This window comes from Paenibacillus sp. S02, assembly GCF_019454065.1.
Lineage (GTDB): Bacteria > Bacillota > Bacilli > Paenibacillales > Paenibacillaceae > Paenibacillus > Paenibacillus polymyxa_B.
In genome coordinates, this window is record NZ_CP073682.1 from 2,958,672 (window position 1) to 2,971,009 (window position 12,338).

Consider the following 12,338-nt stretch of genomic DNA (forward strand, 5'->3'; position numbering starts at 1 on the left):
ATGTTCGCAAGTATAACAAGTTTCGAAGGAGGCTCGAGAATGAGGAAAGCCAAAAGAAGAAAATCTTGGATATCGGGAATGGTTATATGGGCTATGGTTCTCCAGCTTGTTGTTCCGGGAATCTCTGCCGCATCCGAATCTAGAACTGTTGCTGGAGAAACGCCCATTCCTAAGAATGATGTGAGATCATCGGTTACGGATGCGGTTTATCAAATCAAAAATATTCCTAAGAATGACGTGGGATTGTCAGTTACGGATTCGGTCTATCAAATCCGGAATCCTGGATTTGAAACAGGAGATTTGACGGGATGGACTGTTGTCAAAGGCAATGCGTTCGGTCCGAATAGCGTAACCGACGAAACGACTTGGTGGGCGGAAAAAATACCGTATAACCAGAAAGGCGCTTATCATTTAAACGGCTGGAAGTATGACGAATCTGCGACTGGTGTACTTCGTTCCAGCACTTTCGAGCTGGGCGGCAGCGGCTGGATCAGCTTCAGGCTTGGCGGTGCGAAGAACCCAGACAAGGTATTTATAAATATTGTGGAAGTCGATACGGGACAAGTTATTGCCCGATACGGAAATAGCGCATTCGCCGACGTTGGCTTCCCGGATCCCGCGCTGGGCATGCGGCTTGCCAATATGGTGCAATACAAGGCGGATCTTTCCACATATTTGGGCAAGAAACTGTATGTGGAGGTCGTCGATAATGCAACCTCGGATTGGGGAATAATTTTTGCGGACGCTTTCTCCATGTACCATGAATCGGAGCCAGCTGAAGGAATTGTTGCTACGGATATCAAGCCAGATTTCAAACGCTATGAAATCGATAATCCAAGCTTTGAAACCGGAAATCTTGATGGCTGGACGGTTGAGGGAGATGCTTTTGAAGTGACCGATGAAGCTCATGCGAGCAAAGAAGGGAACTTCTATGCCAAATCCTCCGTGCAAGGAAAGGGCTCCACCACCTCCAATACTTTCACGCTTCAGGGAACCGGAACAATTAAATTCACTATTTTGGATATCCTCAAACCGGAAAACGCATATGTCGCACTTTACGATGCGACCAACAACACATTGCTTATGAAAACCGGGAATGTCAGCGCGAACGAGAAAATCTCATGGAAAGTGCAAGAACACTACAACAAGAAGCTCTATGTAAAGGTTGTCGATCATTCCAATGAAGCCAGCATTGCCGTTGATAGTTTCCAAGCAAGTGGTAGGGGTACCATTTTCTACTTAAATCTTGATGAGGGCGCAGGAAAGAAAGCGTTGGAGAAAGTACACAATCTTAAGCACGATGTGAACTATGTATTTAGCACCGCCAGGTATATGGCATCGAAGGATCCGAGATGGACTCCGCGCGGAATAAAAGGCGGCGCCTTATTGTTTGATGGATACTCGAATTATATTGAGGTCAATGAAAAGGATACTGTGCCTGTAAGCGACGCGTTAACCATCGAAGCTTGGGTTGCACCGCGCAGCTATGAATGGGGAGACGGAAACAAGCTGTCTGCGATCGTAAACCAATCCGATCAGGATAAAGCGGAAGGCTTTTCTCTTGGAATGTATCGGCACGGTACATGGTCGATGCAGGTAGGCATTGGCGGCCAGTGGATTCAGGTATGGGTAAAGGATCACCCGTTGGAAAAATACAAGTGGAATTATGTGGCCGCTACTTTCAGTAAAGAAGATGGAAAGATTAAGTTATATCTAAACGGTGAGGAAGTGGCTTCCCAAGCAACCCCCGTCAACGTTCCGATCACACCATCTACCGAAAGCCTGATCATCGGGAAAAATAATAAACCTGTAGAGTTGGCAGGGTTGTTCTCCTTCAATATGTTCAGCGGACTCCTAGATGAAGTGAAGCTGCATAATAAAGCCCTTACGAACCAGGAGATACTTACTGGATATGAGAGCGTGAAGGCGCTTCATGGAGGTTCGATTCCGAAAATTCCGAATGCGGACATTGATGAGGATCCAAGTGTGTTTGACGGAGATCAGCACCGTCCTCAGTACCACGCGATGGCTCCGCAAAACTGGATGAATGAAGCACATGCACCGATTTATTATAACGGCAAATACCATTTATTTTATCAACATAACCCGCAAGGTCCATACTGGCATCAAATCCACTGGGGGCATTGGGTGAGTGACGATATGGTGAACTGGGAAAATGTAAGACCTGCTCTCGCGCCCGAAGCGGGCACCCTTGATCCGGACGGCACGTGGTCAGGCAGTGCAGCGTATGATCGAAATGGGAATCCTGTCCTGTTCTATACCGCCGGCAACGACTCCCTGTCGCCGAACCAAAGAACAGGGCTGGCAACTCCGGCGGATTTGTCCGATCCCTATTTGGAAAAATGGGTGAAATATCCTAAGCCGGTAACGGAGCAGAACGGGAAAGGAATCCATAACGAGTTCCGTGACCCGTTTGTATGGTATGACAAAGAGGTGGATAAGTGGTATCAGTTAGTGACGTCTGGCCTTCCAGACTTCAGTAGCGGCACAGCTTTGGTGTATGTATCCGACGATATGTACAATTGGGAATATAAGGGGCCATTATACGTTAGTGACAGAAGCCGTTATCCAGAGTTGGGTACGGTATGGGAGCTGCCAGTGTTATTGCCGTTAGGCACGGATAGTACGGGCAAGCAAAAATATATTTTCATGATTAATCCCCATGAAAAGCCGGAGCATGTTCCTCCAGCGAACGATGTGCAAAGAGATGTTGAGGTCTTTTACTGGATCGGGACCTGGGACCGGGATAACTTTAAATTTATTCCTGATCAGGAGGCACCCTCCAAAATGGATGTAGGTGACGGCTATTTAACCGCAGAGAGCGGTCTGGTCACACCTGACGGAAGAACAGTCGTATTCTCCATGGTGCAAAATGTAAGAACACCACAAGCCGAATATCAATCTGGATGGGCTCATAATTTAGCTTTGCCGTTTTCCCTAAGCCTCGATAAGCATGATAAATTGCATATCGAACCGATTAAAGAACTGCAGAGCCTTCGAGGGAAAAAATGGGTTGATTTTTCGGACAAAAATTTGGAGAGTGCCAATCAATTGATTAAAAATGTCAAGGGCGACATGCTAGAGATTGTGATGGAGATTGATCCGCGTGAGGCTCAGAAATTCGGTCTCAAGGTGCGACGCTCGGAAAAAGGCCAAGAAGAGACGCTCATTTACTACGACAAGAAGAACGGGACATTCAATGTGGATCGAACCAAGAGCAGCATTGATCCGGATGTGCGTGTGGACGGCATTCAAGGAGGATATGTAGATCTTGACGGAGAGAACTTGAAACTCCATATCTTTCTCGATCGCTCGGTCATTGAAGCCTTTGCAAATTACAAGAAGAAGCTGACAACTCGTGTCTATGTAGGCAGATACGACTCCTTGGGCTTGCAGATCTGGGCCGATGGCGATATCACTGTCAAGTCTATGCAAGTATGGGATATGAATGCCTTAACGGGTAAACCGGCTGCTCCGGTCTATGTGCCCGATAACTGGGATAGCTCCGTGTATAAGGATATTACAGAGCTGCCTAACCATGATTTTGCTACAGGCGACTTAACAGGATGGATTACGGAAGGAGACGCCTTCCAGAATGTCCATGTGACCAATACCCAATTCTTCTGGGACACCATTTACTTCAACCCGTCGCATAAAATTCCGGGCGGCTACCATTTATGGGGCTTCAACGAGCAAGCCGGCGGCGACAGCTTGACAGGAGCGCTAAGATCTCAAAATTTCGTCCTTGGTGGGAACGGTAAGATCAACTTCCTTATCAGCGGCGGCCGGGATATAGACCGTCTGTATGTTGCGCTGGTTCGGGCGTCGGACGGCAAAGAGTTATTTAAAGAGACAGCGACCAATTATGAAGAATATCAACGGAAGATTTGGGATGCGTCGGATTATATCGGCGAGGAGCTTTACATTAAGGTGGTTGACCACTCCAAAGGCGGGTTTGGACATATTAACGTCGATGATTTCAACGTACCTGTTCAGGTAAAGAAGAAGACCAACAACTGACCTTGTCAATACAGAACACCCGTGAGTCCTGCAGTCACCCCAAGCAAACCGAATAGTCAGAGCAGCTTGTCATTCGAAATGGCAAAGGAGAACGGCAGGTACTTGTAAAACGAAGCTGAATCAATTTTATTTGGATGGGAGATAAAAATGTATTTAATTTAATGATTCGGTGTAGCAAATGACGTGCTTTATAACTCTGGGATTAAAACAAATAATCAACAAAAGCCTATAATCCCTTGGCGGAGCCAAGGGATTATAGCTTGGTGAGCGCACATTAATGAAGAAATAATGACTTCTAACCTTAGTCAGAGAAAGGTTTCATGATATTGTTTAATATTCAGCTGAAGGGTATGCCTTTTTTGCTAATCGAGAAGAAGGTTCGTTCCGGGTAGAGCATGAGATTTTACGTGAAGTTCTAAACACATAACATCGTTGTTTTTCTCATTCTGATCTTGATCATCATGCAGTTTTACTCGGTTCCACACCTCTCATTATAATGACGAATGTTTACCTAGCAGTAGCAGGAGAAGTGCTTGGTAGCTTTATTACAGGTATGCCAATCGGCTTTGCCATCCCCAGTTCGAGGCTTTATAGATACGGGTTATTTAATCCTCTCACCAGGTTGTGGCAGTCTTTTCAAGATGCTCGGGCTCCGCACTTGAAATCATGGACATGTAGTAAGTGAAGCTGACAAAGCACACTGCCCCTGCCATAAGTATTTCGATATCCCTTCTTGCACAGATTGATTGGTTATGTTCTGCAAAATAGCGATCCATGTAACTAGGATAGTAACCATACGCTTAAACATCGAAAAGAAGAAGTTTCGGTTTCGGTATATCCATTTAAATAATTAAATCTATTTAGTAAAGGGACTATTCCCTATGAAAGGTAGCCCTTATTTATTTCAAGAAGCATTGTTAATGTTATTTTTATCATCCGAGCTTTAATTGCAGACTAAAAAGGGGATTATTTCTTCAAGCGTAATACTTGTTGTCTGACTTCCTTTCTCTGCAATTTACATTGTTCTTCCATTTCGTCATGATATTGATTTCGCTCCCTTTGACTCCTATTTTAACGTCTTTGATGGCTTTACTAATTTCTGAATGATAGCCCTCTAGATCAAGTTTTTTTTCATCTCATTCTTTCCCCAAGACTCTCCATCGTACCACGCCATTTGAAGTTGAAAAGCGACTTCATCCGCAAGTGCTTCAGTTGGAAGCTCCAAGATTAATTCTTCAGCCATCCCGTCCCTCAATACCACACAGAACCTACTGTTTTGGACGATTGAATAATACAATTAGAGGTCCTCCTTTTAGAATGTTTTTTATTATGCGCATATCTCGGTTAAAGGACAAAATTCAGTTTAAAAACTGACTCTACGTGAATGAAGTGTATGATTCAGCAACACTTATGATTATGCAGGATTTTCAGGTGTGGGCTAAAGCTTGTTTTGAAAAGACAGACTTTGATACGCATGCAGTAGTTAGCGTTGTGACAAATCAAACATCGGATGATGCAAACGGATGCAATATTGACAGTGACACCATATGGCTACAAATAGCACGAGTTGGCAATTCCTTTGCATTCCACTATTCACTGGATGGACTCAAATTTGTAATGATGCGCTTTTTTACGCTGCCAGTAGACGAGACCATCAAGGTTGGTCTTGAAGCACAGGCGCCGACAGGCCAAGGCGGAGCGCGGATTTTCCAGAACTTCTCGTTAGTCAATAAAACATTGAAAAACATTCGTTTCGGCGAATAAGCTTAAGCCAACCCGCCAATGACTGTAGAATCGATGCTTGCGGGTTGGATTCTTGGGCTTGATTCAGCGGTTTCTGTGCTCCTGGAGAGTTATGCAATAATGGTTTTTGAAAAGATTTGATAAAACGCGGATGATCAACTTATTTCTTTTAACAATAGACAGCACAAGTGAATGACCGTGAAAGTGCTTAAGAAAGTGATAGTTGACTGATCGTTCCCAAATGAAATATACTACAATTATAAAAAAAACTTATCGTTTCGAGAATGATCATTCTCGAAAGTTCTGGTTTGTATTTAATGTAACACTTAAGAAGCAAAATTTTTTTCATAATTTAAGAACGATCATTCAATAAAAGGGGGTGTATAAAAATGGATATTTCAAAACGAGTTGCTATTGTCAGCGGTTCAAATCGAGGTTTAGGCAAACATCTAGCTCTTAAACTTTTAGCAAGAGGAGCTAAAGTATACGCTGGTGCGAGGAACCCAGAATCAGTCGATCTGCCTGGTGCTATTCCACTACAACTCGATATTACTGATCCGAAATCTATGGTAGCTGCAGCAGAGATCGCAGGGGATGTTACCCTTCTAATTAACAACGCTGGTTCAGCAACGGGTGCTTCTCTGCTCACAGGTGAGCTGGATGATATTCATTTGTAATTCGACACTCATGTTTTTGGTACACTTTCAATGATTCGCACGTTCGCACCAGTGATTGAGAAAAATGGAGGGGGTTCGATTCTGAATATCCTATCCGTATTATCTTGGATCAATATAGGCGAAGGAGGGGCATATTCAGCTGCAAAATCTGCTCAATGGGGAGTAACAAATGCATTACGCTTAGATTAGCTGCTAAGAACGTTAGGGTTGCCGGATTGCATGTAGCGTTTATGGACACGGACATGACAGCTGGCATCCATGCGTCTAAATCATCTCCAAAGGACATCTCTAGAACCGCAATCGATGGGATTGAAGCCGACCTCTACGAGATTGTTGCTGATGCTACAAGTCGGGAGGTACAGCAGGGTGTTGCCGGAGGAGTTCCTTCCCTGTACCCACAATTATTTCAATAAAAATAACGCTGCTCGATGCTTGTAGTGAAAGTATTGGTATTGATCGTGTGAAACTATAATAAATGAGATTTGGATATTACAGTATATTAACATATTAGGAGGAGTGAAACATGCGTTTTCTCGTTCATGTCAAAATTCAACCAGATGCACCGCAGGAAGAAATTGCGGAACAGTTGCCAGCAGAACAAGCACGGTTCGCAGAATTGGTGGAGCAAGGGGTGATCAGTAAGTTTTATCTCTCCCACACGAGGGATGAGCATTGGTCCATTTGTATCGCTGACAACCAGGATGCTTTAAAAATCGCTTTGGAAACATTGCCATTTTATAAATTTATGATTATAGAATACACCGAACTAGTTGACGAATAATAACTAAGTATTAATCCAGAATCGGGGTGTTAAAATATAGTTATGCAAAAGCCTACTTTCACAAATTAATCTTGAGAAAGTAGGCTTTTAAATAATAGGATGATGCTTATCGTTGAAATCTGAAGTGAATATATCGTAATTCGTTGGTGAATGAGCATTCTATATGAAGCAAGGTGGGGTACACCTAGTGCCACTCCTTGAACTATAAGACTTTAGAAGGTAGATAGAGGTGTTCATTTTATCGAGGAAAACAGGCTCATTTATTTGATTCGAAAAGTTTCAAAATTGTTCATATTCATTATGCCATAGCTAACCTCCCGCCAGCTTTTGTTTATATATGCCAAAAGAATGAAGAGATCTATCCATAATCTTTATGTATGATAAATAAATCTAAAACAAGAAATGATTCTTTCTTTACTTATCGTTCCCGATATGCTACATTAGTTTTGGGAGGGAGTTTTATGGCAAGAAGTAAAGAGTTTGAAGTAAACGCAGTATTGGACAAAGCAATGATGCTTTTTTGGGAACAAGGTTACGAGAAGACATCCATGAGTGATCTGGTTAAGCATATGGGAATCCACCGCAGAAGTCTGTATGACACATTTGGCGACAAACATTCGCTATTTCTTCAGGCTATGGATCGTTATATCAACAAAGTTGAAGTTATGCTTACTGGAGAGGTGAAACAATCTAAGACTGCAACAGAAGCTCTGCAGATCATTTTTGGATTCATGGTTTTAGAAGAAGAGGATTCACCTTCTGGCTGCTTAATGGTAAATTCAGTGACGGAACTGGCTGCACGAGATGCCGATGTGGATACCAAATCTATTGAATCATTCGCCATAACAGAGCAGATGTTCGAGCAGATTATTCTTTGGGGGCAGCGGGATGGAGAATTCACCTCTGATTACGATGCCAAGGAGTTGGCAGAGTATCTGCATAATATTTCGGTTGGTATAAGGGTTATGGGAAGAGCTTCGATTGATAAAGAAAAACTACTTCGTATAGTGAATGTATCAACGAAATTTCTGCGAGGCTAACCAATTTTTTTTGCACTTACTAGAATGATCGTTCCTGTGTTGCGTGGATGTCCCTTTACTTAAGTTAATTTCCCAATTGAACAGGATATTCCCTCTTTTTATAATGAATATTCTAAAAAGAGGGATCCAAGAAGGAACAAATCAATATCTAGCATGATTGTACTTGTACCATGCGTAAATAATGGGATTGGTTTTGAAGCAGCCAGCCAGTAATTACTGTTGGGCAAGAAACCTGTAACGAAGATGAGTTATAAAGTTATACATTAAAGTGTTCATTAGTGATTACCTTACAAACTTATAATAATTAATTGAGGTGGATTAAAATGGGTAAAACTGTACTTATTACTGGCGCTTCGGGTGGAATTGGCAAAGAGTTGGCGGATCGTTTTGCCAAAGATGGCCACAATATGGTTCTCGTGGCAAGAAGTGAGGCTAAGCTTGTAGAATTGGCGAAAGGATATCGCGAAAGATACGGTGTTCACGTAAAGGTGTTCGCGAAGGATGTAACGTCACCGGGTGTGGCTGAAGATATTGCTGCCGAAGCTTAAAAAGGAAGGAATCGCCGTCGACTATCTGGTCAATAATGCGGGCTTTGGCTTGTATGGGTCATTCTTGGAAACAGAGTTGGAACAAGAAATGAATATGATCGATGTCAATGTCAAGGCTTTAACGATTATGACGAAGTTGTTCTTGCCAGATATGGTCAAACGGCGCCAAGGGGGAGTGATGAATGTGGCTTCTGTAGCGGCTTTTTACCCAGGGCCTCTAATGGCAGTTTACTTCGCTACGAAGGCATACGTCCTTTCATTCACAGAGGCGCTGGAGAATGAACTGACTGGAACGGGCGTGACTGTAACGGCTCTATGTCCTGGCCCAACGGCAACTGGTTTCATCGATCGTTCGGACGTGGGATCTTCCAAGCTGTACCAAAGCGGTGTTATGGAGGTCGGAGTGGTGGCAGACGAGGCGTACCGCGATTTCTTGCGTGGCAAGACACTGATCATTCCAGGAGCAATTCACCGGTTCATTACGTCCCTACCACGGTTTTTACCTCGTAAAATGATGACTGGTCAAATCAGAGTTCGTACAGAGAGTGTAACTAGATGATCCAAAAGGCTACGTCTAAAGTAATAAATTGTGCGGCACAAGTTAATCGCTAATAGATTGAAATTCTCAGGAATATCACTAACTGATCAACAATGGTATTCTGAAGTTTGGTTTGCAAAAGCTGAAGAGGCCGGGTTGAAATACATGGCTTTAATTACTCCGGAAAAGGCAGTAGCCAGTTCCATCTTAAAAGACTCGACATAGAGTTGCAAGGAAGCTACTCCACTGAAAACTTTGATTCTATGGAGGAGGCTCTGCGGTGGTTATTCGAAAACATATAAGGTGTTCCATACAGGTTTCCATTATAATGAAAAAAATTTATGACCTACTTAGAATCAGTTTCTTAAATCACTCTTAACACTTTTCAGTTTCAGTGTATACCAAGGCAAAGAGTGAGACAACAATTTGGGTTCAACAAATAAACCAATAGATAAGTTATAAACGAGGAGGAATTAAGAATGAAATTAACAGGGAATACTATTTTTATTACAGGTGGCGGTTCAGGGATTGGACGTGGACTAGCAGAGGCATTACACAAACTTGGAAACAAGGTTATTATCGCAGGGCGGAGTAAAGAGCGTTTAGAGGAAACCATCAATGCGAATCCTGGCATGTCCGCAGTGGTGCTAAATATACAGGACCCTGCCAACGTAAAGTCAGTCGCCCAGCAGCTAATTGAAGAATACCCGGACCTAAATGTCCTGTTTAACAATGCCGGTATTTATGTACCCGATGACCCATCGGATGTAGTTGACGAAGATGTTTTGGTTCAGACAGTCAACACAAACCTGCTCGGTCCGGTCCGTATGGCGTCTGCGTTGCTGGGTCATTTGAAGTCCAAAGATGAAGCTTATATCATCAACACGACTTCGATACTTGGATTCGTACCAGTGGTAAGGGGAGCTATATATTCTGCGACGAAAGCAGCGCTTCATTCCTATACGCTGACCCAACGGTATATCCTTAAAGACACATCGGTGAGAGTATTGGAAATTGCGCCGCCATTGGTTCAAACGCAAATGATGAATTACGATCCGAATGTGATGCCACTTGTGCCATTTATTGAAGAAACCATGCAAGTACTTGGTACAGATACGGATGAGGTGCTGGTAGAAGAAGCAAAAATGTATCGCAATAATCCGGGCCCGAACGAAGGCATTCTTGTGAATCAAGTAAACGATATGTTGACTGGTCAATAATTCGCATTTTAAATAAAGTATGTTATAAATACGTGGAAATTGGAGTATGTATAAAAATTTAAGAACGATCATTCAAAAAAGGAGTAGTGAAAAAAATGGATATTTCTAAACAAGTTGCTATTGTAAGTGGTTCAAATCGAGGTTTAGGCAAGGAGCTTGCTCTTGAACTTCTAGCAAGGGGAGCTAAAGTATACGCTGGAGCGAGGAACCCAGAAACAGTCGATTTGCCGGGTGCTATTCCACTACAGCTCGATATTACTGATTCGAAATCCGTAATTGCTGCAGCGGAGGCTGCTGGGGATGTGACCCTTCTGATCAACAATGCCGGTACCGCAACTGGCGCTTCTCTGCTCACAGGTACGCTGGACGATATTCATTTGGAATTCGACACTAATGTTTTCGGTACACTTTCAATGGTTCGCACGTTTGCACCAGTGATTGAAAAGAATGGGGGAGGTTCGATTCTTAATATTTTATCTGCGTTATCTTGGATCAATATAGGTAACTCAGGCGCATATTCAGCTGCAAAATCTGCTCAATGGGGAGTGACGAATGCATTACGCTTAGAATTAGCTCCTAAGAACGTTCGGGTTGCCGGATTGCACGTAGCATTCATGGACACGGACTTGACAGCAGGCATTCAAGCACCTAAGTCATCTCCAAAGGACATCGCAAGAATTGCGATAGATGGAATCGAAGCGGGTCTCTACGAGATTGTTGCTGATGACACAAGCCGGAATGTGCAACAAGGCCTTTCTGGTGGGATTTCTTCTCTATATCCGCAATTATTCCAATAAAATTACACAATATGCGTTAGAAAATATTATGAAAATATTAGGAGTGGTACAACATGCGTTTTCTCTCTCATGTCAAAATTAAACCAACAACAACGGAGGAAGAAATTAATGAACTGTTACCGACGGAACAAGCTCGATTTGCTGAATTAGTGGAACAGGGACTGATTAAATCGTTTTACCTTTCCCACACAAGGGACGAGCATTGGTCTATTTTAATTGGAGACAGTTTAGAAGAGGTTCGAGTTGCTGTGGAGTCATTGCCATTTTATAAATTTATGGAAATAGAATACACCGAACTGGTCGACGAGGAGATCTAGGTACAAACGAAGTATGTAATGGTTTGTTGTTGCGTTCTATCGTCATCAAACGGAGGAAACTATATAACGACATAGCAGATTTCGGGGAGAGGGGCGTGATCTTTGTTGTCAGGTTAAGCGGCTAGAGCCTCCGCCTCTTTGTATTCGTGTGCTTATAACCCTTACTCTGTTTGTCTCGTGAATGTTCGATTTTTGACCACAGGGACGATATTGCGCTTGAGTTCTTCCAGAAATCGAGCATGGAGGATATCCTTTTTCACGTCGACTAGTTCGACTAGAGTAATGTAATTACTGGAGCAAATTCAGGAATCGGTAATGAGACTGCGTTGGCGTTTGCTGCTTGGGGAAAAAATTGATCATTGTTGCCAGAAGTTAAAGGCGAAAATCTTAACACCAGCTATTACGGAGTCAGAATTTGCACAAAAATCAATAGATACTGAAGCTTTTGATTTTGAAGCAAACATGCCTAAATATCATACTGCTAAGCAAATGGCAGGTTTCATGGTGAACCTATATGATAGCAACGAAGTGGTAAGAATTGTAGATCGAAATTATACCTTCAATTTAAAGAGGAAAAATTAATCCAGTTATTTTATAATTTTAAATCTATTTGTAAATATGTAGAATTCAATTTAT

At 42.7% G+C, this 12,338-nt stretch carries 14 protein-coding genes; 13 read left to right on the forward strand and 1 reads right to left on the reverse strand.

The annotated features are described in order from the left end of the window. Positions 1 to 39: 39 nt before the first annotated feature. A complete protein-coding gene (locus KAI36_RS12875) occupies positions 40 to 4,041 on the forward strand; it encodes a GH32 C-terminal domain-containing protein (protein ID WP_220027957.1) in 4,002 nt (1,333 codons plus the stop codon). 1,114 nt (positions 4,042 to 5,155) lie between these two features. Here KAI36_RS12875 and KAI36_RS12880 read toward each other — a convergent pair. Beyond that, complete coding sequence (locus tag KAI36_RS12880; RefSeq protein WP_220027958.1) at positions 5,156 to 5,338, reverse strand: hypothetical protein; 183 nt, start codon at positions 5,336 to 5,338, stop codon at positions 5,156 to 5,158. Between the two features lie 83 nt (positions 5,339 to 5,421). Here KAI36_RS12880 and KAI36_RS12885 point away from each other — a divergent pair, with 83 nt between their 5' ends. The 12 genes from KAI36_RS12885 to KAI36_RS12925 all read left to right on the forward strand — a co-directional run bounded on the left by KAI36_RS12885 (position 5,422) and on the right by KAI36_RS12925 (position 12,284). Beyond that, entirely contained in the window at positions 5,422 to 5,805 is a 384-nt protein-coding gene (locus tag KAI36_RS12885) for a DUF1349 domain-containing protein (protein WP_258382298.1), read from the forward strand. Positions 5,806 to 6,173: 368 nt separating this feature from the next. Continuing rightward, the gene (locus KAI36_RS27245; RefSeq protein ID WP_258382299.1) at positions 6,174 to 6,461 is read left to right on the forward strand and encodes an SDR family NAD(P)-dependent oxidoreductase; all 288 of its coding nucleotides are present in this window, start codon (positions 6,174 to 6,176) and stop codon (positions 6,459 to 6,461) included. Between the two features lie 30 nt (positions 6,462 to 6,491). Next, positions 6,492 to 6,650, forward strand: a complete 159-nt coding sequence (locus tag KAI36_RS27250; RefSeq protein ID WP_258382300.1) for an SDR family NAD(P)-dependent oxidoreductase — start codon at positions 6,492 to 6,494, stop codon at positions 6,648 to 6,650. Next, positions 6,617 to 6,874 (forward strand): Rossmann-fold NAD(P)-binding domain-containing protein, encoded by a 258-nt coding sequence (locus KAI36_RS27255; RefSeq protein ID WP_258382301.1) that lies wholly within the window; start codon positions 6,617 to 6,619, stop codon positions 6,872 to 6,874. Before KAI36_RS27250 ends, KAI36_RS27255 begins: the two co-directional genes overlap by 34 nt. Before the next feature lie 110 nt (positions 6,875 to 6,984). Next, the gene (locus tag KAI36_RS12895; RefSeq protein ID WP_220027959.1) at positions 6,985 to 7,242 is read left to right on the forward strand and encodes a muconolactone Delta-isomerase family protein; all 258 of its coding nucleotides are present in this window, start codon (positions 6,985 to 6,987) and stop codon (positions 7,240 to 7,242) included. Between the two features lie 461 nt (positions 7,243 to 7,703). Then, positions 7,704 to 8,282 (forward strand): TetR/AcrR family transcriptional regulator, encoded by a 579-nt coding sequence (locus tag KAI36_RS12900; protein WP_220027960.1) that lies wholly within the window; start codon positions 7,704 to 7,706, stop codon positions 8,280 to 8,282. Between the two features lie 323 nt (positions 8,283 to 8,605). Then, entirely contained in the window at positions 8,606 to 8,830 is a 225-nt protein-coding gene (locus KAI36_RS27260) for an SDR family NAD(P)-dependent oxidoreductase (protein WP_258382302.1), read from the forward strand. Beyond that, complete coding sequence (locus KAI36_RS12905; protein WP_258382303.1) at positions 8,799 to 9,389, forward strand: SDR family NAD(P)-dependent oxidoreductase; 591 nt, start codon at positions 8,799 to 8,801, stop codon at positions 9,387 to 9,389. The genes KAI36_RS27260 and KAI36_RS12905 overlap by 32 nt, the downstream gene beginning before the upstream one ends. A gap of 458 nt (positions 9,390 to 9,847) precedes the next feature. Next, positions 9,848 to 10,588, forward strand: a complete 741-nt coding sequence (locus KAI36_RS12910; RefSeq protein WP_192513328.1) for an SDR family oxidoreductase — start codon at positions 9,848 to 9,850, stop codon at positions 10,586 to 10,588. Between the two features lie 95 nt (positions 10,589 to 10,683). Further along, positions 10,684 to 11,385, forward strand: coding sequence for an SDR family oxidoreductase (locus KAI36_RS12915; RefSeq protein ID WP_220027961.1), 702 nt, complete (start codon positions 10,684 to 10,686; stop codon positions 11,383 to 11,385). A 53-nt stretch (positions 11,386 to 11,438) separates the two neighbouring features. Further along, positions 11,439 to 11,702 carry a muconolactone Delta-isomerase family protein gene (locus tag KAI36_RS12920; RefSeq protein ID WP_220027962.1) on the forward strand — a complete coding sequence of 88 codons (264 nt, stop codon included), beginning with the start codon at positions 11,439 to 11,441 and terminating at the stop codon, positions 11,700 to 11,702. 315 nt (positions 11,703 to 12,017) lie between these two features. Continuing rightward, a complete protein-coding gene (locus KAI36_RS12925) occupies positions 12,018 to 12,284 on the forward strand; it encodes a hypothetical protein (protein ID WP_192513325.1) in 267 nt (88 codons plus the stop codon). Positions 12,285 to 12,338 lie beyond the last annotated feature (54 nt).

Excerpts from the sequence above, each read along its gene's own strand:
- KAI36_RS12875 (WP_220027957.1), top strand. The coding sequence starts at position 40 with ATGAGGAAAGCCAAAAGAAGAAAATCTTGGATATCGGGAATGGTTATA.
- KAI36_RS27245 (WP_258382299.1), top strand. The coding sequence starts at position 6,174 with ATGGATATTTCAAAACGAGTTGCTATTGTCAGCGGTTCAAATCGAGGT.
- KAI36_RS27250 (WP_258382300.1), top strand. The coding sequence starts at position 6,492 with ATGATTCGCACGTTCGCACCAGTGATTGAGAAAAATGGAGGGGGTTCG.
- KAI36_RS27255 (WP_258382301.1), top strand. The coding sequence starts at position 6,617 with ATGGGGAGTAACAAATGCATTACGCTTAGATTAGCTGCTAAGAACGTT.
- KAI36_RS12895 (WP_220027959.1), top strand. The coding sequence starts at position 6,985 with ATGCGTTTTCTCGTTCATGTCAAAATTCAACCAGATGCACCGCAGGAA.
- KAI36_RS12900 (WP_220027960.1), top strand. The coding sequence starts at position 7,704 with ATGGCAAGAAGTAAAGAGTTTGAAGTAAACGCAGTATTGGACAAAGCA.
- KAI36_RS27260 (WP_258382302.1), top strand. The coding sequence starts at position 8,606 with ATGGGTAAAACTGTACTTATTACTGGCGCTTCGGGTGGAATTGGCAAA.
- KAI36_RS12910 (WP_192513328.1), top strand. The coding sequence starts at position 9,848 with ATGAAATTAACAGGGAATACTATTTTTATTACAGGTGGCGGTTCAGGG.
- KAI36_RS12915 (WP_220027961.1), top strand. The coding sequence starts at position 10,684 with ATGGATATTTCTAAACAAGTTGCTATTGTAAGTGGTTCAAATCGAGGT.
- KAI36_RS12920 (WP_220027962.1), top strand. The coding sequence starts at position 11,439 with ATGCGTTTTCTCTCTCATGTCAAAATTAAACCAACAACAACGGAGGAA.
- KAI36_RS12925 (WP_192513325.1), top strand. The coding sequence starts at position 12,018 with ATGAGACTGCGTTGGCGTTTGCTGCTTGGGGAAAAAATTGATCATTGT.